Raw genomic sequence first — 21,598 nt, 5'->3', positions numbered from 1 at the left:
GAGCTGAGTCATGCTCAGCTACTTCCGCTGGGTTCTCTTCTTTATCGCGCTGTTCGCCACCGTGATGGGCGGCTCGGTCTATCTGGGTCACGCCATTCTCACGGCGGAGGGCCCGCTCGCTACGACCAAGAACATCGTGATCCCGCGCGGCGCCGGACCGACCACCATGTCCAAGCTGTTGCAGGAGGAGGGCGTCATCGCCCACCCGCGCCTGTTCCGCGTGGCGTTGATGATCGACCCGTCGCCCAAGCCCATCAAGGCGGGTGAATACGAAGTGCCGGCTCATACCTCGATGCAGGCACTGGTGGAACTCCTGCAGTCGGGCAAGGTCGTTCAGCGTCGCCTCACGATTCCCGAAGGGATGACGACCCCCGAAGTGCTGGAGCTGGTGCGCAAGACCGAAGCGCTCACCGGCGACATCACGCTCGATGTGAAGGAGGGCGACCTCCTCCCCGAGACTTACTTCTATTCGCGCGACGACACCCGCGACGGGCTGCTGTTGCGCATGAAGGAGGCGATGGAGAAGACGCTCGACGAGGCGTGGCGCAAGCGCGCCGCCGGCCTGCCGCTCGCCAACAAGCGCGAGGCGCTCATCCTGGCGTCGATGATCGAAAAGGAGACGGCGGTGCCGGCCGAGCGCACCAAAGTGGCCGCGGTATTCATCAACCGGCTGCGCCGCCGCATGAAGCTCGAGAGCGATCCCACCACGATCTACGGCCTGACCGAAGGCAAGGCGCCGCTCGGCCGCGACCTGACGCGCGCCGATCTGCAGTCGAACACGCCGTTCAACACCTATGTGATCGCGGCCCTGCCGCGCGGGCCGATCTGCAATCCCGGACGCGCCTCGATCGTCGCGGCCACCAACCCGGCGCGCGACCGTTCGCTCTTTTTCGTCGCCGACGGACAGGGCGGCCACGCCTTCGCGCTCACGCTGCCCGAGCACAATCGGAACGTCGAGCGTTGGCGCCAGATCCAGCGCGAACGCGCGGAATCCCAGTCCCAGACACAGCCGCAAACGCCGGCGCCGCAGGCGCCAACCACCCGGCAATAGCATGCCGGCGGCGCTCCTTCTGGCGCTTCTCGCATTTGCCGGTCTCGCCCTGGTCATGGCCTGGTTCCTGAGGGCAAAACCCTCTTCGATGGCGCGCGCTGTCCGTATCGTGATGGTGGTGCTGGGGGGGATCGGCGTCGGCGGCCTGCTGATTTTCGGCCTGCGCTTCCTGCCGGGCCTCATGCCGGAGCTGTTCGGGCTCGCGGGCGTCTTGATCACCGCCTTGATCGCGCGGGCGGTGCGGCAACGCCCGTCGGGCGGTTTCAGTTCTCCCGGCACCGGCCAGCGGACGGAGGTCAAAACCGCCTACCTGCAGGCCTGGATCGATCATGCGAGCGGCGACGTCGGCGGAACGGTGCTCGCCGGCCGATTTGCCGGGCGCGCGCTCGACGTGCTCACGGACGTCGAGCTTCTCGATCTGAGGGAAGAGTGCGTAACCGACGCCGATTCGCTCAGGGTCCTCGAAGCCTATCTCGACCGACGCCTCGGTGCGGACTGGCGCGGCGACCAGCATGCACCGCCGCCGCGGGGCGCAGGGTCCGACATGACGCGCGACGAGGCGTTGGCGGTCCTCGGCCTGACGGAAGGTGCCACCGTGGACGAGATACGCGCGGCCCATCGACGCCTCATTCAGCGCATGCATCCGGATGTCGGCGGCACCGCCGATCTCGCCGCGCGCATCAACCGCGCCAAGGATGTGCTGCTTGGCGGTTGATCTTGCCAGAGAGAGCGCCGACATGGCATCAAGCCACGCGTGGGCTTGCCACGATCCTGTCAAATCATTGATTCTAAAATACAATCCCGCCGTTGAATGAGGTCGATCAGCATGGCGCAGCGTGTTCGTAAAGCCGTCCTGCCGGTCGCCGGCCTGGGGACGAGATTCCTGCCCGCGACCAAAGCCATGCCCAAGGAGATGCTGACCGTCGTCGACCGGCCTCTCATCCAATACGCGGTCGAGGAGTGCCTCGCCGCGGGCATCGAGGAATTCGTCTTCGTATCCGGGCGCAACAAGGGGGCCCTGGAGGATCATTTCGATCACGCGTACGAGCTCGAAGCCACCCTCGAGCAGCGCAAGAAGGCCCCTGAACTCAAGCAGACGCAGGACGCCACGATCAAGCCGGGCAATGCCATCTTCACGCGCCAGCAAAAGCCGCTCGGTCTTGGCCACGCGGTCTGGTGCGCTCGTCACTGGATCGGGCGAGAGCCCTTCGCCGTTCTGCTGCCGGACGAGCTGACCCTCGACACGCCCAGCTGCATCGGTCAGCTCGTGCAGGCTCACGAGAAGACCGGCGGCAGCGTCGTGGCCGTTATGGACGTCCCTCGTGAGCAGACCAAGAGTTACGGTATCGCGGCTGTGAAGAACGAGCAGGGCAACCTGTCGGAAATCACCGGGATGGTGGAAAAGCCCAAGCCGGAAGAAGCGCCTTCGACCTTGGCCCTGATTGGCCGGTACGTGCTGCTGCCGGAAGTATTCGACCACCTCGACCGGCACGAGACCGGCGCCGGGGGCGAAATCCAGCTCACCGACGCCATGGCGAAGATGATCGGTCACCAACCCTTCCACGCGCTGCGTTATGCCGGTCAGCGGTACGATTGCGGCAGCCGCCTCGGCTTTCTCGAGGCCAATGTCGCCGTGGCCCTGCACCGCACCGATACCGCCGCGGAGACGCGGGCTCTCCTCGGTCGTCTTGTGAAGGGCTGAGCATATGCGAATTGCGATGATCGGCTCGGGCTATGTCGGCCTGGTGTCTGGAGCCTGCTTTGCCCAATTCGGTCACGACGTCGTCTGTGTGGACAAGGACGCCAGCAAGATCGAGCGGCTGCGCAAAGGTGAAATACCGATCTTCGAGCCAGGCCTCGACAAGCTGGTGGCCGACAATGCAAGGTCCGGCCGCCTGAGCTTCAGCACGCGGCTTGAGGATGCGGTCGGCGATGCCGATGCGGTCTTCATCGCCGTGGGGACGCCGACGCGCCGCGGCGACGGCCATGCCGACCTGTCCTATGTCTACGCCGCAGCAGCGGAGATCGCCCAGGCGATACGCGGTTATACGGTGGTGGTGAACAAGTCGACGGTGCCGGTGGGCACAGGACGGGAAGTTGCCCGCATTATCCGCCAAGCGCGGGCGGACGCCGAATTCGACGTCGCATCCAACCCGGAGTTCCTGCGCGAAGGCGCGGCCATCGAAGATTTCATGAAGCCCGACCGGGTGGTGATCGGCGTCGAGAGCCAGCGGGCTCGGGATCTGATGTCGACGATCTATCGTCCGCTCAACCTCATCCAGACGCCGATGGTCTTCACCAACATCGAGACGGCCGAGGTAACGAAGTATGCGGGCAACGCCTTCCTCGCGGCGAAGATCACGTTCATCAACGAGATCGCGGACCTTTGCGAAAAGGTCGGTGCCGACGTGCATGACGTGGCGCGCGGAATCGGGCTCGATGGGCGCATAGGCCGCAAGTTCCTGCATCCGGGCCCCGGCTTCGGCGGCTCGTGTTTTCCCAAGGATACTCTTGCGCTCGCCTACACCGCGCGCGAGGTCGATGCACCTCAGACGATCGTCGAGCAGGTCATCCGGGTGAACAACAGCCGCAAGAAGAAGATGGCGCAGAAGGTCATCGACTTCTGCGGAGGCTCGGTCGCAGGATTGACGATCGGCGTCCTCGGGTTGACGTTCAAGGCCAACACCGACGACATGCGCGACGCGCCGTCCCTGGACATCGTGCCTGCGTTGCAGGCCGCGGGCGGCAGGATCGTGGCCTTCGATCCGGAAGGGATGGTCGAAGCGGCACGCCTGATGAAGGATGTGATCTTCGCCAAGAACGCCTACGAGGCGGCCTCGGGAGCCGATGTGCTGGTGGTCATCACCGAATGGCACGAGTTCCGCGGCCTCGATCCGCGGCGTATCAAGGAAGCGATGCGCCAGCCCCGCATCGTCGACTTGCGCAATATCTTCGACCCCGAGGAAATGCGGTCGCTCGGCTTCGCCTATGACAGCATTGGCCGGCCGGTCGGGCGCGGCTGAGAATTCTTCACGGTTCCCTTCAGGAGACCATTTTATGAGCCAGATGGCGCACAAGTTCGATCCGAGCATCCTGCGTGAGTACGATATTCGCGGCATCGTGGGCGGGACGGTTCATGCGGCCGACGCCCGGGCGATCGGACGCACCTTGGGGACGCTCGTCCGGCGCAAGGGCGGCAAGCGGGTGGCGCTGGGCTATGATGGAAGGCTGAGTTCTCCCGAACTGGCGGCCGCGTGCATCGAAGGCCTGACCGCGGCCGGAATCGATGTCGTCGACATCGGTCTCGCCGCCACGCCGATGCTCTATTTCGCCGTTTACCATCTCGAGGCCGACGGCGGGATCCAGATCACCGGATCGCACAATCCGCCGGACTACAACGGCTTCAAGATGATGATGGGCAAGAAGTCGTTCTTCGGCGCCGACATCCAGAAGCTTGGCGAGATGGCCGGCAAGGGCGACTGGGAAACGGGGGCGGGCAAGGTCGAGAAGGTCTCGATCCTGGCCGACTATGCCGCGCGTCTCTTGCGGGACGTCAAGCCCGGCAACAAGCTCAAGGTCGCGTGGGATACCGGCAACGGCGCAGTCGGCGTCTCGATTCGAGCTGTCGTCGACAAGCTGGAAGGCGAACATTTCGTGCTGAACGAGAAGGTCGACGGGACCTTCCCGTCGCACCATCCCGATCCCACGGTGCCGAAGAACCTCGAGCAGCTGATTGCCGAGGTGACGAAGCGGGGGTGCGACCTCGGCATCGCTTTCGACGGCGATGGTGACCGGATCGGCGCCGTCGACGGCAAGGGCCGCATCCTTTGGGGCGACCAGCTGCTGGTCCTCTGGGCGCGCGACGTGCTCAAGACCAATCCTGGCGCCACCATCATCGCCGACGTGAAGGCGAGCCAGGTCCTGTTCGACGAGATCGCCAAGGCCGGCGGCAAGCCGATGATGTACAAAACCGGCCATTCGCTCATCAAGAGCAAGATGGCCGAGATCGGTTCGCCTCTCGCGGGCGAGATGAGCGGCCACGTGTTCTTCGCCGACACATTCTACGGTTTCGACGACGCGCTCTATTGCGGCCTGCGTCTGCTCAACATCGTGGCGAACGCGAAAGAGAGCCTGGCGGAAATGCGGGACGGGCTGCCTCAGCCGGTCAACACACCCGAGCTCCGCTTCGACTGCCCGGACGATCAGAAGTTCGGTGTCGTCGAGAAGGTGAAGGAGCGGCTGCAGAAGGACGGCGCCAAGTTCTCCGACATCGACGGCGTCAGGGTCAGCACCAGGGACGGTTGGTGGCTTCTGCGGGCGTCCAACACGCAGCCCGTTTTGGTCGCGCGCTGCGAGGCAGCTGACGATGCCGGTCTCGCGCGGCTCATGACCGATCTCAAGGCCGCCCTGGCGGCGTGTGGCGTGGAGCTTCCGGACGACGCCTCGTCCGGCCATCACTGATGCGCTTCTTCTTCTACGGCACGTTGCTCGATCGCGACGTGACGGCTCTCGTCCTGGGGCGGCGGTTGCCGCCGCAGGCGTATGCGGCGGCGAGCCTGCCGGGGCACGCCCGACGCAGGGTGCAGGGCGCGACCTATCCGATCGTAATTGCCGATCCTTCAGACGAAGTGCCCGGCGCAATCGTGGGCGGTCTCAGTGACCGGGATGTCGCGCACCTCGCGGCCTACGAAGGACCGGGCTATCGGATCGCGCCGCTGCGGGTGAAGGTCTTGGGGAAGATGGACGTGGTGTCGGTTTTCGAGCCCATCCAGTCGCGGCTAAAGCCCAGCCGGGAGGCGTGGGACCTGACGGTCTGGCAGCGCCGTCACAAGAAATCCTTCGTGGACCGGCTGAAGAGAGCGCTCAGCGTGCACCCGGCGTATTCCAGGCAGTGACCTGGAGCGCCGAGCAATAGACCTTCCGCTTTTCGAGCCGCTTGCACCCTTCGATCGCCTGTTCCTGGGACAGGTTGATCAGTCGTGCGCGATGGAAGACGCGGTTGGCCATCTGCACCTCGTCGACGATCGCCGAGGCCGAGCGCGAGTCGGGCAGGGCCGCGGTCGCCCGCTCCAGGGCCGCCTGAGCGGCCTGCGGATCGCTGAAGGATCCGACCTGGATCACCCAGCTTCCGAGAGCGGGCGTGTCCGACCCAGCGGAAGGCGCTGCGGCAAATGCCGCCGTGGTCGCGGGCTTTGCCGGCGCGGGGGCCACGAAGCCCGCATACTTCGGACTGACCTGCGGCTGCTGCGCCTGCTGAGGCTGCGCCGCGGCCGGCGGCCGATAGGCCTCGGCGAAGCCGGCGCCGGGATCGAACTGGGCGGCGGTGTAACGCGCCGACGGCGGCTTGCGCACGGACGTCCAAGGCGAGAGCTGCATGGCCGCGGCAAGCGTGAAGCCGCGATCCATGAGCGCGGCCATCGTCCGGTCGCGCTGTGCGGCGCTGGTGCCTCCCATGACGACACCGATCAGGCGGCGGTTGTCGCGCACTGCCGACATCACGAGGTTGAAGCCGGAGGCGTTTGTATAGCCGGTCTTCAACCCGTCGGCGCCTTCGTAGCTGCCGAGCATGCGGTTGTGGTTCTCGAGGATGCGTCCCCGGTAGGAGTAGCTCTGAACCGAGAAGATCGCGTAGTAGTGCGGATAGTCGCGCAGCAGCGCGTTGGCGAGCTTGGCGAGGTCGCGGGCAGTCGTGACCTGCTCGCTGTTGGGCAGGCCCGATGCATTGCGAAACACTGTCGAACTCATACCGAGCTGACGCGCCTTCTGGGTCATCAGGCGGGCAAACGCCTCCTCGCTGCCGGCGAGGCCTTCGGCCAGAAGGACGGCCGCATCGTTGGCCGAGCGCGTAACCAGCGCCATCGTGGCGTCGCGCACGTTGACGGTGCCGCCCGGCGTCATGCCCATCTTCGTGGGCGGAGCATTCAGGGCATTCACGGACACGGGCAGCGCGTCGCCGAGCGACAGCCGCCCCGAATCCAGAGCCGAAAAGGTTAGGTAGATCGTCATAAGCTTGGTGACGGACGCGGGATGACGGAGCTCATCCGCGCGATCGGAAGCCAGTTCGCGGCCGCTCGTGGCATCGACGATCAGGTAGGATTCCTTTCCGCTGACCGCCGGATTGGCGACCCAGGAAGAGGACGTATTGCGCGAGGCGGCCTTGGCGCGGGCCTTGGCGGGCGGGGCAGCCCGCTTGACCGACTTAGCCTGCGTCTGGGCATCGACGGGCGAGGGCGCGAGCGAGGCGCCGAGAAAAAGAATGCTGACGGCGACCCAAGAAAAGCCGACCGCAATTCGCCTGAGGGGAAAAATCATTGCGAATACGCCACACGCGAAATCAGATTCTTGTGCTCATCCAATAGGTTATGAGCTGTTGCTTGAACTTTACTAAAGTTTGTAGGGGTATGCAACTTTGGACATGCCGTTCTGCTGCCCCAGTTGGTTTAGATTATGCAGGCCTGTTCTGAAGGAGGCGTGATGAAGGCTCTTTTCCTGGCGTTGGCTGCCTTGACCGCTCTGTCGGCGGCACCCGCCATGGCGCAGAGGCCGGATCGCAACGTCGAGCTGCCGGTCGTCCGCAGCTTCCATTGGTTCGACTTCGTCGCGGCCGACGATATCCGGGCGGCTTGCGTGCCGGGCGGCCGAAGCCGCCTTAGGCTCATCTACAACGCCCTCTGGGAAGAGCAGGTTCGCGCCTACGACATCTACCTGCAGCCCGATGGCGTGGCTGGCATGAACATCGGCGTGCTCGAGGGGCAGGGCATTGCGACGACGGGCATCACCAATATGCTCATTTCAAACCCGAAGGACATATTCGCCCCGTGGAGCATGAAGGGCGGGCAGCGAATCCTGACCGTGGACGAAACCCGGGAACTCCTAGCACTGCTGGAGGAGAGCCGCGCCTTTGGTCCTCCGCGGGACGGAATGCGCCTGCCCGACAACGACTTCTGGTGGACAGTCGCCTCGTGCCGGAATGGCGTGTGGGGCTTCCAGGCCTATCACTATCCGACGGACGGCTTCGCAAACGTGAAATTCGCGGCCAGGCTGTTCTCATGGGACAAGGTGCCGATACCGGTCAATCCGCCCCGCAAGCTCGAGCCTGCGGAACTGCGGCGCGACTGGAACGCTCCGCTCGACCGCGCCCGCGCCGATCGCTGGATGCTGGTGGTCGGAAAGGATGGTCTGCGGCCGAGGTAGCGGAATCCGTAACGCTACCTATATAATTCAGGAGCGTCTTGGTTTGGGAGCGTGACGACTACGATGGACTTTCCGCGAAACGCAGGCGAATGGCGGCTCGGCGGGGCGGGCGAACCCCCTCAGCAGCCGCCGGGTGGGCCGCCTGAGCAGCCACCGCGCCGGGACGATGGCGAAGGTGGCGACGACGGCCGCACCGGCGCGCTTACGCTCACGCGGACGCGGACCAAGAAGCCGTCGATGTACAAGGTTCTGATGCTGAACGACGACTACACGCCGATGGAGTTCGTGGTCGACGTTCTGCAGAACATCTTCCAGAAGAATCGCGAAGAGGCGACCGAGGTTATGTTGCACGTCCATCAAAAGGGCGTGGGGATATGCGGGGTCTACACTTATGAGATCGCCGAGACCAAGGTGACCCAAACGGTCGACTATGCCCGCAAGAATCAGCACCCTCTCCAGTGCACATTGGAGAAAGAGTAACGACGACCAAGAGTAGTTCGTTTTTCCAGTCGAGGTGGTTCGATGTCCATGCTGTCCAAGAACCTCGAGAAGTCCCTGCATCGCGCCTTCGGGCTTGCAGGCGAGCGCCGCCATGAATATGCGACGCTCGAGCATCTGCTCCTGTCCATGACGGAGGACGAGGACGCGGTGCCCGTTCTCAAAGCCTGCGGGGTCGACATCGACCGGTTGAGGCACGATCTCGAAACCTTCGTCGACAATCGGCTCAAGGGCATCATCACCCAAAGTGCCAGCGAGCCTCTGCCGACCGCGGGTTTCCAGCGCGTCGTCCAGCGTGCGGCCGTACACGTGCAGTCGTCGGGCCGGAACGAGGTGACGGGCGCCAACGTGCTGGTCGCCTTGTTCTCGGAGCGCGACAGCCACGCCGTCTCGTTCCTCGAGAACCAGGGCATGACGCGCCTCGACGCGGTCGACTACATCAGCCACGGCAAGGCCAAGGTGCCGGGGCGCACGCGTACGCGTCGCGTCAGCGGCTCCGAGGAGGAGGCCGGCGGCGAGGCCGCGGCCAAGCAGGGCAACGAGGCGCTCGCGACCTATTGCGTCGATCTCAACCAGAAGGCCAGGGAAGGCCGTGTCGATCCGCTGATCGGCCGCGAGCACGAGGTCGAGCGCACCATCCAGGTCCTGTGCCGTCGCACCAAGAACAACCCGCTCTATGTCGGCGAGCCCGGCGTCGGAAAGACGGCGATCGCCGAAGGCCTCGCCCGCAAGATCGTCGATGGTGAGGTGCCGGAGGTCCTGAAGGAAGCGGTCATCTATTCGCTCGACATGGGCGCCCTCCTGGCCGGCACGCGCTATCGGGGCGACTTCGAGGAACGGCTGAAGGCTGTCCTGACCGAGCTCAAGAAGAAGCCGCACTCCGTCCTCTTCATCGACGAGATCCACACGATCATCGGCGCCGGCGCGACGTCGGGCGGCTCGATGGATGCGTCGAACCTGCTGAAGCCCTCTCTGCAGTCGGGAGAGCTGCGCTGCATCGGCTCGACGACCTACAAGGAGTACCGCAACTACTTCGAGAAGGACCGCGCGCTGGTGCGCCGCTTCCAGAAGATCGACGTGCCGGAGCCTACGATCAGCGATGCCGTCGAGATCATGCGCGGCCTCAAGCCCGTCTACGAGAAGCACCATCACGTGAGCTTCACCGACGACGCGATCAAAGCCGCTGTCGAGCTGTCGGCGCGCTACATCCACGACCGCAAGCTGCCCGACAAGGCGATCGACGTGATCGACGAGGTCGGCGCGGCCCAGATGCTGCGTGCGCCGGGGGACCGCAAGACGGTCATCGAAGTGGCGGACATCGAGGACGTCGTGGCCAAGATCGCGCGTATTCCGCCGAAGTCGGTCTCCAAGGACGACACCGAGATGCTGCGTACCATCGACCGCGACCTGAAGACGGTGGTGTTCGGGCAGGATCATGCGATCGATCAGCTCGCCGCCTCGATCAAGCTCGCGCGCGCGGGCCTGCGGTCGCCGGAGAAGCCGATCGGCAGCTACCTGCTGGCTGGCCCCACCGGCGTCGGCAAGACCGAGGTGACGCGCCAGCTTGCGCGCCTGCTCGGCCTCGAGGTCATTCGCTTCGACATGTCGGAATACATGGAGCGGCACAGCGTCTCGCGCCTGATCGGCGCTCCGCCGGGCTATGTCGGCTTCGATCAGGGCGGACTGCTCACCGACAAGGTGAACCAGCATCCCCATTGCGTCGTGCTGTTCGACGAGATCGAGAAGGCCCATCCGGACGTGTTCAATGTCCTGCTGCAGGTCATGGATTACGGCAAGCTCACCGACCATAACGGCCGGACGGTGGATTTCCGCAACGTCATCCTGTGCATGACGACCAATGCGGGCGCGGCCGACATCGCCAAGCCCGCGCTGGGCTTCGGCCGCGAGCAGAGGCACGACGAGGACAACGAGGCGATCAATCGCATGTTCGCACCGGAGTTCCGGAACCGCCTCGATGCGATCATCAAGTTTGCCAACCTCGGCCCGGAGTCGATGGGCAAGGTGGTGGACAAGTTCGTGGCCGAACTCGAGGTCCAGCTCGCCGACCGCAAGGTCTTCATCGAACTGACCGACGGCGCCCGCCGCTGGTTGGCCGAGAAGGGCTACGACAGGCTGTTCGGGGCCCGCCCACTCGGCCGGGTGATCCAGGAATACGTGAAGAAGCCGCTGGCCGAGGAGGTGCTGTTCGGCAAGCTCTCCGACGGCGGTACGGTGCGTGTCGACGTCGATGCGCCGGGCGAGGCGGGCAAGCTCGTCTTCACCTTCCTGCCACCTGAGCGCGGGGCATTGCCGCCCGCGAGCCAGGAACCGGTTCTCGCCGAATAGTGAGTGCGTTCAAGCCTCTCTGGATCGCCTTTCGCGCCGCGGTGCTCGCCACCGCGGTGTTCTGGGTGGTCCTGTTCATCATCGACAAGATCGGCTGGCAGGCGCCGCTGGGACTGACCGAGCAGCTCGTCTTCTTCGTCGTTTTCTTCTTCGGGGTCCTGATGGCCAAGTAGGCCCTCAGGCCTCGTTCTCTTTCCGGAACGGCGAATACTGCATCAGGCCTTCGATCTCCTGCTGTACCGCGGGCCGCTCGCGCTTCAGGTAATCGTCCACGGCACGGCGAAAGCTGGGATCGACGATCCAGTGCGCGGAGTAGGTCGGCACCGGCAGATAGCCGCGCTGGATCTTGTGGTCGCCCTGCGCCCCGGCCTCCACTCTCGCCAGCCCATGGGCGATCGCATAGTCGATGGCCTGGTAGTAGCAGGCCTCGAAATGCAGGAAGGCGTGGCTTTCCAAGCATCCCCAGTAGCGGCCATAGAGCGTGTCGTCGCCCCTGAGATTGAGGGCGCCGCCGACGGGACGGCCGTCGGCCTCGGCCAGTACCAGCACGACCTTGTCGGCCATGGTCGCGCCCAGGATGTCGAAAAAGGCGCGCGTGAGATAGGGCGTGCCCCATTTGCGGCCGCCGGTATCCATGTAGAAGGCGAAGAAGGCGTCCCAGTGCTCGGACCGGATGTCGTCGCCGGTCAGCGCATGGATGACGAGGCCCTCGCGCCGCACGGCCTCGCGCTCCTTGCGGATCGCCTTGCGCTTGCGCGAGGACAGTGCGCCGAGGAAGTCGTCGAAGGTCCGGTAGCCGTCGTTGCTCCAGTGATATTGCTGGCCGAGGCGCAACAGCCAGCCGCGCGCGCCGAAGCGCTTCCATTCCTCTTCGGTGCAGAAGGTGGCGTGGACCGAGCTGATGTTGTTGTCGCCGGCGATCTTGGCCAGCATGTCGATCAAGGCATCGCGGACGGCGTCGGCCATCGGGCCGGGGCGGGCGAACAGGCGCGGGCCGGGCACCGGCGTGAACGGCACGGCGACCTGGAGTTTTGGATAGTAGCGGCCGCCGGCCCGTTCCAGGGCCTGGGCCCAGCCATGGTCGAACACGTACTCGCCCTGGGAATGGCTCTTCATGTAGAGCGGCGCGGCGCCCTGGAGCGTCCCGTCGTCCGACTCCGCCAGCAGATATTGCGGTTGCCAGCCGGTGCGCCGTCCGACCGATTTCGAGTCTTCCAGCGCCTTCAGGAAGCCATGGCTGAGGAACGGGTTGCCCACCGCGCCCGGGGCGAGCGCGCAGGCATCCCACTGGGCGGCGTCGACTGCGCTGAGCGAGTCGACGATGCGCAGGCCGACGGTCGGGGCATCATCCGGCATGAGGGCAGCATAGCGCGAATCGTGCCAGCACGATGGCCATTCCTTGCGGCTGTTTCTACTCGGCGGGCTTGTGTTCGCGGGCCATCTGGTCCGCCGAGCGGCTGAATCTGCGGCTCGCCCACAGGCTGATCCGGTCGATATAGACCAGCACCACGGGGACGACGACCAGGGTCAGGAGTGTCGAGCTGATCAGGCCGCCGATCACGGCGTGCGCCATCGGCGCGCGTTGTGTGGCGCCTTCGCCCAGCCCCAGCGCCAGCGGGAGCATGCCGAACACCATGGCGAGCGTGGTCATCAGGATGGGGCGCAACCGGATCGTGCCGGCCTCGAGCAGGGCCTCGTTGACCGGCGTTCCGCGCTCCCGGGCCTGATTGAAGAAGTCGACCAGCAGGATGGCGTTCTTGGTGACGAGGCCCATCAGCATGATGAAGCCGATCGCCGAGAAAATGTTGAGCGTGGTGCCGGCGACCAACAGGCCGAGGAACACGCCGATCAGCGACATCGGCAACGACATCATGATGGCGATCGGCTGCAGGAAGCTGCCGAACTGCGACGCGAGGATCAGGTAGATCAGGATGACCGCCATCAGCAGCGCCTGGCCGGCATAGGCGGCGCTCTCGGCCATGTCCTTGGTCGAACCGCCGAACACGAAACGATAGCCGGGCGGCAGCTTGATCTCTGTCAGGATTTTCTGCAGGTCGCTCGAAACCTCGCCGGCCGAGCGGCCGTAGACGTTGGCCGTGATCTGGACCTCGCGGTTGAGGTCACGGCGGTTGATCTGCGAAGCGCCGACATCGGTCACGACGTCGGCGATCTGCGCGATATGGACCATGCGGGGCAGACCGTTCGGTTCGGTGCCGGCGGTGAACCAGACACGGTGCAGGTCGGCAATGCCGGTGCGGTCGTCGGTCGGCAGGCGGACCATGACCATGTAGTTCTCGCCGTCCGGCGCCCGCCACAGGCTGGTTTCGTCACCGGCGAAGAGGGGGCGCAGCGACTGCGCGACGGCGGCCGATCCCAGGCCGAGGTCGGAGGCGGCGTCGCGGCGCAGGCGGACCGACAGGATCGGCTTGGCGGCTTTGAGGTTGCGGTCGAGATCGACCAGGCCGCGGATCCCGGCGGCGCGCTTCATCACGTCCTGCGAGATCGCATCGAGTACGTTGGTGTCCGGCCCCTGCAGCGAGAGCTGGAGCTGCTTCTGGACGCCGCCGCCCGGCCCGCCGGGAATGTTGATCGAGACCAGGATGCCCGGAATGCTGGCGAGCCGCTCGCGGATCGGCTGGGCGAGCTGCTCGGGCGAACGCGTGCGCTGCTTCAGCGGCTTGAGCTTGAGATACAGGCTCGCCTGGTTCTTGCCGTTGGCATAGCCGGTATTGACCGTACCGTAGGTATAGTCGACCTCCGGAAACTCGCGGATCGCCGCGTCGACCTGGCGCAGCTTGGCTTCGGTATATTCCAGCGACGACCCGACCGGCGTTTCGATGCTGACGACCTGCTCGCCGAGGTCGGCTTGCGGGACGAACTCGAAGCCGATGTATTTCGGCAGCGCGAAGCTGCCGACGAATGTCGCGAGCGCGATCAGCAGGGTGAGTTTCGGCCAGCGCAGCGCCCAGGCGAGCACCACGCGATAGACGCCGTTGGCCTTTTCCTGCGCGCCATTGACGATGCGGGCAAAGCGGCCGTTGGCATGGGCCTGAGGGTCATACCAGACCGACGACAGCATCGGGTCGAGGGTGAAGGACACGAACAGGGAGATCAGCACGGCGGCGGAGACCATGACGCCGAACTGGAAGAAGAAGCGGCCGATGATGCCGCCCATGAAAGCGACCGGCAGGAACACCGCCACGATGCAGAAGGTGGTGGCGAGCACGGCCAACCCAATCTCGTTGGTGCCGTCGATGGCGGCCTGACGATGGGTCTTGCCGAAGCCGATGTGGCGCATGATGTTCTCGCGCACCACGATCGCATCGTCGATCAGGATGCCGATGGCGAGGCTGAGCGCCATCAGGGTCAGCACGTTCAGGGTGAATCCGAAGGCGGCCATCACCATGAAGGCGCCGAATACCGAGATCGGCAGGGCGAGGCCCGTGATCACGGTGCTGCGCCAGGAATGCAGGAACAGGAAGACGATGGCGATGGTCAGCAGGCCACCTTCGATCATTGTCTGCTGAACATTGTCGACCGAATTCTGGATGCCGCGCGAGCTGTCGCGCACGATCTCGAGCTTCACGTCGGAGGGCAGGGAGGCCTGCAACTCCGCGACGGCGCGACGGACGCCGCGCGCCACCTCGATCGTATTGGAGCCCTGGGTCTTCACCACATCGATGGCGAGCGCCCGCTCGCCGTTCAGCATGGCGACGTTCTCGAGCTCCTGCTGGCCGTCGACCACGTTGGCCACTTGCCGGAGATAGACGGGTGCCTGGCCGCGGCGGGCCACGATCAGGTCGGCGAAGTCGCCGGGCTCGACGACACGGCCCGTGACCTCGATCACGCGATCGTCGTTGCCGCGCTGGACGTTGCCGGCGGGAAAGTTCTGATTCTCGTCCCTGATCGCCCGCATGATGTCGTTCACGCCGACGCGGAGCGCATGCATGCGGCCAGGATCGAGCTCGATGTTGATCTGGCGCTTCAGCCCGCCGGCGATGGTGGCGCGACCGACGTCGCGAACGGTCTGCAGGCGCTTGATGATGATCTGGTCGGCGAGCGTCGTGAGGTCCCGCACCGAGCGGACGTCCGATCGAACGGCGATCGAGACGATGGGCTGGTCGTCGGGGTTGAAGCGCTGGATCAGCGGCTCCTTGATCTCCGGCCGGAAGGACGCCCGGACCATCTGGACCTTCTCGCGGACGTCCTGCATGGCCACGGCGGAAGGGACCGACAGTTCGAACTCGGCGATGACGATCGACTTGCCCTCGAGCGAGCGCGAGGTGAGCGTCTTGAGGCCGGCGATGGCGTTGACCGATTCCTCGATCTTGCGGCTGATCTCGCTCTCGACCGTCTCCGGTGACGCGCCGGGATAGTCCGTGGTGACCACGACGATGGGGAAGTCGACGTTGGGGAACTGGTCGATACCGAGCTGGCGATAGGAGAAGAGGCCCATCACCAGCAACGCCACCATCATCATGGTGGCGAAGACCGGATTGTCGACCGCGATCTGGGTGAGCTTCACGGCCGATCTCCTAGCGTGTCTCGACGATCTTGACCTTCTGTCCGGCGTGCAGGCCGGGCAGGGGGGCCGAGACCACCGTCATGCCCGACTCCAGGCCTTTCACCTCGACCAACTCGCCGCGCGACCAGGTACGGACGGCGCCCACCGGCTTACGCACCAGGGTGCCGTCCTCGACGATCAGCACGTACTCGCCCTGATCGTCCTTGCGCATCGCCGAGGCCGGCACGGCCAGGGCGTGGCCCTTCTCCTGCACGGTGACGCTGCCGGTGCCGAACAGGCCGCCGCGCAGCGCCTCGTGACGATCCGTGATCTCGACGTAGACGGGGATCGAGCGGGAGCCCGCCTGCGTGGTCGGGCTGATGCGGGTGATCTTGCCGTTGAAGACGCGATCGCCGAACCCTTCGAGCGTGACCTGGGCAGTCTGCCCCACCTTCATGCGGATGACGTCGGCGGCCGGCATCTGGGCGGATATCTCGACGTGGCTGGTGTCCAGAAGGGCCAGGATCTTGCCGTCGATCGGCAGCGATTCGCCCTGGTTGGCGATGCGCTCGCCGACAACGCCGTCGAAGGGCGCCTTGACCTCGGCGTCGGCCAGGTTCTTGCGGGCCACATCGAGCTGGGCTTCGGCGACGGCCACCATGGAAGCGCGGTTGTCGGCTGTCGCGCGCGCCTGGTCGGCCGCCGATTGCGAGACGATGTTGCGGTTGGCGAGCGTCTCCTTGTCGGACCGGTCGCGCGCCGTCCAGCGCGCGTCGGCACGGGCGGCTTCGAGCGCGGACTGCCGCTCGTTCATCTTGGCCTGCAACTCTGTCGTCTCGAAGCGCGCCAGCACCTGGCCTTCGGTGACCCGGTCACCCTCGCGGACCAGCACCTCGGCCAGCCGACCGGCAACGCGACCCTTCACGATGGTCTGGTCGATCGGCTGCGTGGTGCCGGTGAAGCGGACCACATCGACCAGGCCGCGCGGCTTGATGGTGTGGACCTCGGCCGGGATCAGTTCAAGGGGGCGGTCCGCAGCTTTGGCGACAGCCGGACCACCGCCTGCCGGCGTCGTGCCCTTGCCGTTCTTCCACGCAAAGGCACCGCCTCCCAATATGACGGCGGCGCCGACGATGGCGATGATGATCTTGGCGCTGGTCTTCATGGCCGTAGCCCTTTGAGAACGAAATCGAGGTAGGCGGTGTAAAATCGGTCGCCGTCGACCTTGCTGGGGTCGAAAGGAGCGAGCGAGCGCTTCCAGACCGAGAACATGGCGAGCGGCTGCAGGATGACGATTGCCGTGGCTTCGAGGTCGGCGAGGGGACGGAACTCGCCGCTTGCTACGCCACGGCGCAGCGTTCGGATGAACAGGTCGCGGCCACGTACATCGAAGTCGGTGCAGTAGAAGTCGGCGACGTCGGGGAAGTTACCGGCCTCGGCCAGGATCAGCTTCACGACCCCGCCGGCAGGCGTCTCTTCGAAAGCGCGGAACCCGGCGACCAGGGTGCGGAGGAGCTCCTCGCTGGTTCCTTCGAAGCGCTCGACCACGTCATTCGCCCGCGCCAGCGGACCGGAAATGGCCTCGGCGATGACCGCTTTGAAGAGTTCTTCCTTGCTCTTGAAGTAGAGGTAGGGGAGTCCCTTGCTGACCGCCGCCGCCCTGGCGACGTCGTCGAGCTTGGTGGCGGCGAAGCCTCGGGTAACGAAGAGTTCGAGGGCGGCGCGGGCGATCTCGGAGGCGCGATCTTCCGGTCGCCGTACGCGGGGCGCCTTGGCAGACTCTGTATTGACTGACTGGTCAGTACCCATGCAGCGCCATGTAAGGGCAAAGCGGGCAGGGTTCAAGCCGGAAAGAAAAAAGTCCGGCAGACCGAGGTCGCCGGACGCTTTGGCTAGTTTCGCCTTTCCACGCCCGCGAGCGGGAGTGTCGGATCGGCTTTATGCTGGTCTTCTGTTTAGGGGGCTTCCGGTGGGGCCCTGAGAGTGGGCGCCCACGCGGAAGCCTAAAGGCGTTGTTAGAGGGGCCAAAGTAACCTTTGACCTCCGCCCTTTCCTAATTACTGCTTCTTCTTCTTAGCAGCCTTCTTCTTCGCAACCTTTTTCTTAGCAGCCATAACTGTCTCCTATGGTTAGCTATGGGTTCCCCAACCGTGAGGCCCCCGGGGTACGCTGGTACGCTACGCCACGCATGCTCAACTGCAGCCGGTGGTGCCGCCGCAGGTCGTGCACTTGAGGCACGTCCCGTTGCGGACCATGGTGAAGTTGCCGCATTCCGGACAGGCATCCCCTTCAAATCCCTTGAGCCTAGCCTCGAGGGCCAGACCCAGGGGCGAGGAGGATGTTTCTCCAAGCGCGACGCTGACGACGGCCGCCTTGGCGATGTGCGCCGAAGCGACGGCTGGTCCGTCGGTCAGTCCGGTGGGCAGGGCGGCGCCGACAATCGCCGTAGAGGCGATCGCGACATTGCCGGCAGTCCTGCCATTCAATGCGGTGAGATTGCTGCGCAGATAACCGACACTTGCGATGCGGCTGACCGCAGCGGCGGCGGCCTCGGCGGCGTTGGTGCCGGGCGGGGGCAGTTCGCCCTGGACCTCACCGCGTCCGACACCGTCGGGCCGGAGGTCCGCCTGCTCGACGTGGCTGAGGTCGTTGCGTCCCAGGTAGGAGATCGCGAGCTCGCGGAAGATGTAGTCGAGAACCGACGTCGACATCTTGATCGCGTCGTTGCCCTCGACGAGACCTGAAGGTTCGAACCGCGTGAAGGTGTAGGCCTCCACGAACTCCTCGAGCGGCACGCCGTACTGCAGGCCGATCGAGATCGCGATGGCGAAGTTGTTCATGAGGCTGCGGAACGCCGCGCCTTCCTTGTGCATGTCGACGAAGATCTCTCCGACGCGGCCATCCTCGTATTCGCCGGTCCGGAGATAGACCTTGTGGCCCCCGACGATGGCCTTCTGCGTATAGCCCTTGCGACGCTGGGGCAGGCGCTCGCGGCCGGCCCGGACTTCGCGCTCGACTATGCGTTCCACGATCCGTTCGGCGATGATCGGCGCCCGTGCCGCAGGCGACAGCTCGGAAAGATCGTCGTTGGCGGCCATGTCGTCGCCCAGCGCCATTGCAGAAAGCGGCTGCGACAGCTTGGAACCGTCACGATAGAGGGCGTTCGCTTTCAATCCGAGCTTCCAAGAGATTTCATAGGCCTTGCGGCAGTCCTCGACCGTTGCCGCGTTCGGCATGTTGATGGTCTTGGAGATGGCGCCCGATACGAAGGGTTGTGCTGCAGCCATCATGCGTATGTGACTCTCTGCAGACAAGAAGCGTGTGCCATCTCGTCCACAGGGATTCGCACAATCGAACACAGAAAGATGTTCACTCTTGAGATCGGGTGCGCCTTCTACGCTCATCGTCCCGCAGGCATGGATGTTCGCGGCGGCGACGTCGCTGCGCGAGAAGCCAAGTCGCGACAGGATGTCGAGCTTCGGATCGGCGAGTGCTTCGTCATCGAGGCCAAGCGCTTCGCGGCAGAAGGCTTCGCCCAGCGTGTACCGCGAGAAGGCCAGGCGGATGTCGAAGGCCGTGGTGATCGCCTGGTCGATCCGCTGCAGCGTGGCGGCATCGAAGCCGCGTGCCGACAGGCTTTCGTGATTGATGGAAGGTGCCGATGCGAGGGAACCGTGGCCCACGGCATGGCTCACGATGCGGCTGATCGCGGCCGCTTCGTACCCCAGGGTACGAAGTGCCAGCGGGACGGTCTGGTTGATGATCTTGAAGTAGCCACCGCCGGCCAGCTTCTTGAACTTGACCAGGGAGAAGTCGGGCTCGATCCCGGTCGTGTCGCAATCCATCACGAGCCCGATCGTGCCGGTTGGCGCGATGACGGAGACCTGCGCGTTGCGGAAGCCGTGGCGCTCACCCAGTTCCAGCGCACGATCCCAGGCGTTGCGGGCGGCGGCGACGAGCCGGGCGTCGGTGCAGTTGCCCGCGTCGAGCGACTGCGGCGCGATCGACAGGCCTTCATAGGCCCGGTCTGCGCCATGCGCCGCGCGGCGATGGTTGCGGATGACGCGTAGCATCGGCTCGCGGTTGGCCGCGAAGCCGGGGAAGGCGCCCATCAGGCCCGCCATCTCCGCTGACGTCGCATAGGCGGTGCCGGTCATGATCGCGGTGAGGGCGCCGGCAATGGCGCGACCTCGGGCGCTGTCGTAGCCCAGGCCCGAGGCCATGAGCAGGGCGCCGAGATTGGCGTAACCCAGACCCAGCGTGCGGTACCGGTAGGAAAGCTCGGCGATGCGGCGCGACGGGTACTGCGCCATCATCACGGAGATCTCGAGAACGACCGTCCAGAGGCGGCTCGCATGCTCCAGGGCTCCGATATCGATCGAGCCATCGTCGCGTCGGAACCGCATCAGGTTCAACGAGGCGAGATTGCACGCCGTGTCGTCGAGGAACATGTATTCCGAGCACGGGTTGGAGGCGTTGATGCGCCCCGACTCCGGGCAGGTGTGCCAGTCGTTGATCGTGGTGTCGTACTGGACGCCCGGATCGGCCGAATGCCAGGCCGCTTCGGCGACCTGGTCCCAGAGGAGGCGTGCGCCGACCACCTTGGAGACCTTGCCGGTCGTGCGTTCGGTCAGCGCCCACTGCCGGTCTTCTTCCACCGCGCGCAGGAACGCGTCGGTGACGCGCACCGAGTTGTTGGCATTCTGTCCAGAAACAGAGGCATAGGCGGCCGATTCCCAATCCGTGTCGAAGGCCGGGAAGTCGATGTGGCGATAGCCCTGGCGCGCGAACTGGATGACGCGCTGGATGTAGTTTTCGGGAATCTCGGCGCGCCGGGCCGCCACGATCTCGCGACGAAGCGTCGAGTTCCGCCGCGGGTCGAACGCCGCGTCGCCCTGCTGGTCCTCGAGACAGGCCTGCATGATGGCGTTGAGGTGACGGTTGGCGAGGCGGGAGCCGGCCACCAGCGCGGCGACCTTCTGCTCCTCGAGCATCTTCCAGGAGATGAAGTCCTCGATGTCGGGATGGTCGATGTCGACCGTCACCATCTTGGCCGCGCGACGTGTCGTGCCGCCGGACTTGATGGCGCCGGCCGCGCGGTCGCCGATCTTGAGGAACGACATCAGGCCCGACGATTGGCCGCCGCCGGAGAGTTTCTCGCCCTCGCCGCGGACGCGGGAGAAGTTGGAGCCGGTGCCGGAGCCGTACTTGAAGAGACGGGCCTCGCGGATCCACAGATCCATGATGCCGCCTTCGTTCACCAGATCGTCCGAGACGCTCTGGATGAAACAGGCATGGGGTTGCGGCCGCTCATAGGCCGATGCCGACGGATAGGCCTCGCCATCGAGATGATCGACGAACCAGTGGCCCTGGCCCGGGCCGTCGATGCCGTAGGCCCAGTGCAGACCGGTGTTGAACCACTGCGGCGAGTTGGGCGCACAGATCTGTGCCGCGAGCATGAAGCAGTGCTCGTCGTAGAAGGAGCGGGCGTCCTCCTCGCTGTCGAAGTAGCCACCTTTCCAGCCCCAGTAGGTCCAGGCGCCGGCCATGCGGTGAAAGACCTGGCGCGCGCTGGTCTCGCCGCCGAAGCGCTCGGATTCCGGTAGCGCAACGAGGACGGCCTCGTCGGGTACCGATCGCCACAGCCACTCGGGCATGTCCGCTTCGGTGACCCGGATCATCCGCGCCGGCACGCCGGCGCGACGGAAATACTTCTGGGCGAGGACGTCCGACGCGACCTGAGACCACTCGGCCGGCACGTCGATGTTCTTCAACTGGAAGACGATCGAGCCGTCGGGATTGCGAATCTCGGAATTGGCAACGCGAAAAGCCATTCCAGCGAATGGCGATTTTCCTGCCTCTGTATACCGACGCTCGAAGCGCATCGACTATCCCCCGTGCCCGATCCCGCCAATCTGGTTCCCTGTCGCGGGGGGTGTTCGATCTAATTCGAACACGCACATATAGGCACGGAGTAATAGTAAATTACAAAATCTTGTGGGCGC

16 protein-coding genes are annotated in these 21,598 nt (G+C 65.1%); 10 read left to right on the top strand and 6 right to left on the bottom strand.

Annotated elements, in window-relative coordinates; translation table 11 throughout:
• Nucleotides 1-10: 10 nt before the first annotated feature.
• The 6 genes from mltG (at nucleotide 11) to ACP15H_RS10545 (ending at nucleotide 5,946) form a co-directional block, all read left to right on the top strand.
• Nucleotides 11-1,051 (top strand): endolytic transglycosylase MltG, encoded by a 1,041-nt coding sequence (gene mltG, locus ACP15H_RS10570; protein WP_425066143.1) that lies wholly within the window; start codon nucleotides 11-13, stop codon nucleotides 1,049-1,051.
• A 1-nt stretch (nucleotide 1,052) separates the two neighbouring features.
• Nucleotides 1,053-1,766 carry a DnaJ domain-containing protein gene (locus tag ACP15H_RS10565; RefSeq protein ID WP_425066142.1) on the top strand — a complete coding sequence of 238 codons (714 nt, stop codon included), beginning with the start codon at nucleotides 1,053-1,055 and terminating at the stop codon, nucleotides 1,764-1,766.
• Nucleotides 1,767-1,877: 111 nt separating this feature from the next.
• Nucleotides 1,878-2,753, top strand: coding sequence for a UTP--glucose-1-phosphate uridylyltransferase GalU (gene galU, locus ACP15H_RS10560; RefSeq protein ID WP_425066141.1), 876 nt, complete (start codon nucleotides 1,878-1,880; stop codon nucleotides 2,751-2,753).
• 4 nt (nucleotides 2,754-2,757) lie between these two features.
• Complete coding sequence (locus ACP15H_RS10555) at nucleotides 2,758-4,074, top strand: UDP-glucose dehydrogenase family protein (RefSeq protein WP_425066140.1); 1,317 nt, start codon at nucleotides 2,758-2,760, stop codon at nucleotides 4,072-4,074.
• A 34-nt stretch (nucleotides 4,075-4,108) separates the two neighbouring features.
• Nucleotides 4,109-5,512 (top strand): phosphoglucomutase/phosphomannomutase PgmG, encoded by a 1,404-nt coding sequence (pgmG, locus tag ACP15H_RS10550; protein WP_425066139.1) that lies wholly within the window; start codon nucleotides 4,109-4,111, stop codon nucleotides 5,510-5,512.
• The gene (locus ACP15H_RS10545) at nucleotides 5,512-5,946 is read left to right on the top strand and encodes a gamma-glutamylcyclotransferase family protein (RefSeq protein WP_425066138.1); all 435 of its coding nucleotides are present in this window, start codon (nucleotides 5,512-5,514) and stop codon (nucleotides 5,944-5,946) included. The genes pgmG and ACP15H_RS10545 overlap by 1 nt, the downstream gene beginning before the upstream one ends.
• Here ACP15H_RS10545 and ACP15H_RS10540 read toward each other — a convergent pair.
• Nucleotides 5,915-7,363, bottom strand: coding sequence for a serine hydrolase (locus tag ACP15H_RS10540; RefSeq protein ID WP_425066137.1), 1,449 nt, complete (start codon nucleotides 7,361-7,363; stop codon nucleotides 5,915-5,917). The two genes, ACP15H_RS10545 and ACP15H_RS10540, sit on opposite strands and share 32 nt — an antisense overlap.
• Nucleotides 7,364-7,525: 162 nt before the next feature.
• On the opposite strand from ACP15H_RS10540, the gene ACP15H_RS10535 reads away from it, so the two are divergent.
• The 4 genes from ACP15H_RS10535 (at nucleotide 7,526) to ACP15H_RS10520 (ending at nucleotide 11,262) form a co-directional block, all read left to right on the top strand.
• Entirely contained in the window at nucleotides 7,526-8,245 is a 720-nt protein-coding gene (locus ACP15H_RS10535; protein ID WP_425066136.1) for a hypothetical protein, read from the top strand.
• 63 nt (nucleotides 8,246-8,308) lie between these two features.
• Nucleotides 8,309-8,725: an ATP-dependent Clp protease adapter ClpS gene (gene clpS / locus ACP15H_RS10530; protein WP_425066135.1), complete on the top strand. Its 417-nt coding sequence runs from the start codon at nucleotides 8,309-8,311 to the stop codon at nucleotides 8,723-8,725.
• A gap of 42 nt (nucleotides 8,726-8,767) precedes the next feature.
• Nucleotides 8,768-11,089: an ATP-dependent Clp protease ATP-binding subunit ClpA gene (clpA, locus tag ACP15H_RS10525; protein WP_425066134.1), complete on the top strand. Its 2,322-nt coding sequence runs from the start codon at nucleotides 8,768-8,770 to the stop codon at nucleotides 11,087-11,089.
• Nucleotides 11,089-11,262, top strand: a complete 174-nt coding sequence (locus ACP15H_RS10520) for a hypothetical protein (RefSeq protein ID WP_422013184.1) — start codon at nucleotides 11,089-11,091, stop codon at nucleotides 11,260-11,262. The genes clpA and ACP15H_RS10520 overlap by 1 nt, the downstream gene beginning before the upstream one ends.
• 4 nt (nucleotides 11,263-11,266) lie before the next feature.
• Here ACP15H_RS10520 and ACP15H_RS10515 read toward each other — a convergent pair whose 3' ends face one another.
• The 5 genes from ACP15H_RS10515 to ACP15H_RS10495 all read right to left on the bottom strand — a co-directional run bounded on the left by ACP15H_RS10515 (nucleotide 11,267) and on the right by ACP15H_RS10495 (nucleotide 21,478).
• Nucleotides 11,267-12,445, bottom strand: coding sequence for a GNAT family N-acetyltransferase (locus ACP15H_RS10515; protein ID WP_425066133.1), 1,179 nt, complete (start codon nucleotides 12,443-12,445; stop codon nucleotides 11,267-11,269).
• A 55-nt stretch (nucleotides 12,446-12,500) separates the two neighbouring features.
• The gene (locus tag ACP15H_RS10510) at nucleotides 12,501-15,614 is read right to left on the bottom strand and encodes an efflux RND transporter permease subunit (RefSeq protein WP_425066132.1); all 3,114 of its coding nucleotides are present in this window, start codon (nucleotides 15,612-15,614) and stop codon (nucleotides 12,501-12,503) included.
• 10 nt (nucleotides 15,615-15,624) lie between these two features.
• Nucleotides 15,625-16,758 (bottom strand): efflux RND transporter periplasmic adaptor subunit, encoded by a 1,134-nt coding sequence (locus ACP15H_RS10505; RefSeq protein ID WP_425066131.1) that lies wholly within the window; start codon nucleotides 16,756-16,758, stop codon nucleotides 15,625-15,627.
• Nucleotides 16,755-17,438: a TetR/AcrR family transcriptional regulator gene (locus ACP15H_RS10500; RefSeq protein ID WP_425066130.1), complete on the bottom strand. Its 684-nt coding sequence runs from the start codon at nucleotides 17,436-17,438 to the stop codon at nucleotides 16,755-16,757. Before ACP15H_RS10500 ends, ACP15H_RS10505 begins: the two co-directional genes overlap by 4 nt.
• A gap of 347 nt (nucleotides 17,439-17,785) precedes the next feature.
• On the bottom strand, nucleotides 17,786-21,478 hold the full coding sequence (locus ACP15H_RS10495; protein WP_425066129.1) for a vitamin B12-dependent ribonucleotide reductase: 3,693 nt from the start codon (nucleotides 21,476-21,478) through the stop codon (nucleotides 17,786-17,788).
• Between the last annotated feature and the right edge of the window lie 120 nt (nucleotides 21,479-21,598).

It is taken from the genome of Reyranella sp., from assembly GCF_965249915.1.
Lineage (GTDB): Bacteria > Pseudomonadota > Alphaproteobacteria > Reyranellales > Reyranellaceae > Reyranella.
The sequence above is the reverse complement of the archived record's forward strand: the minus strand, read 5'-3'. Positions and strand labels throughout refer to the sequence as shown.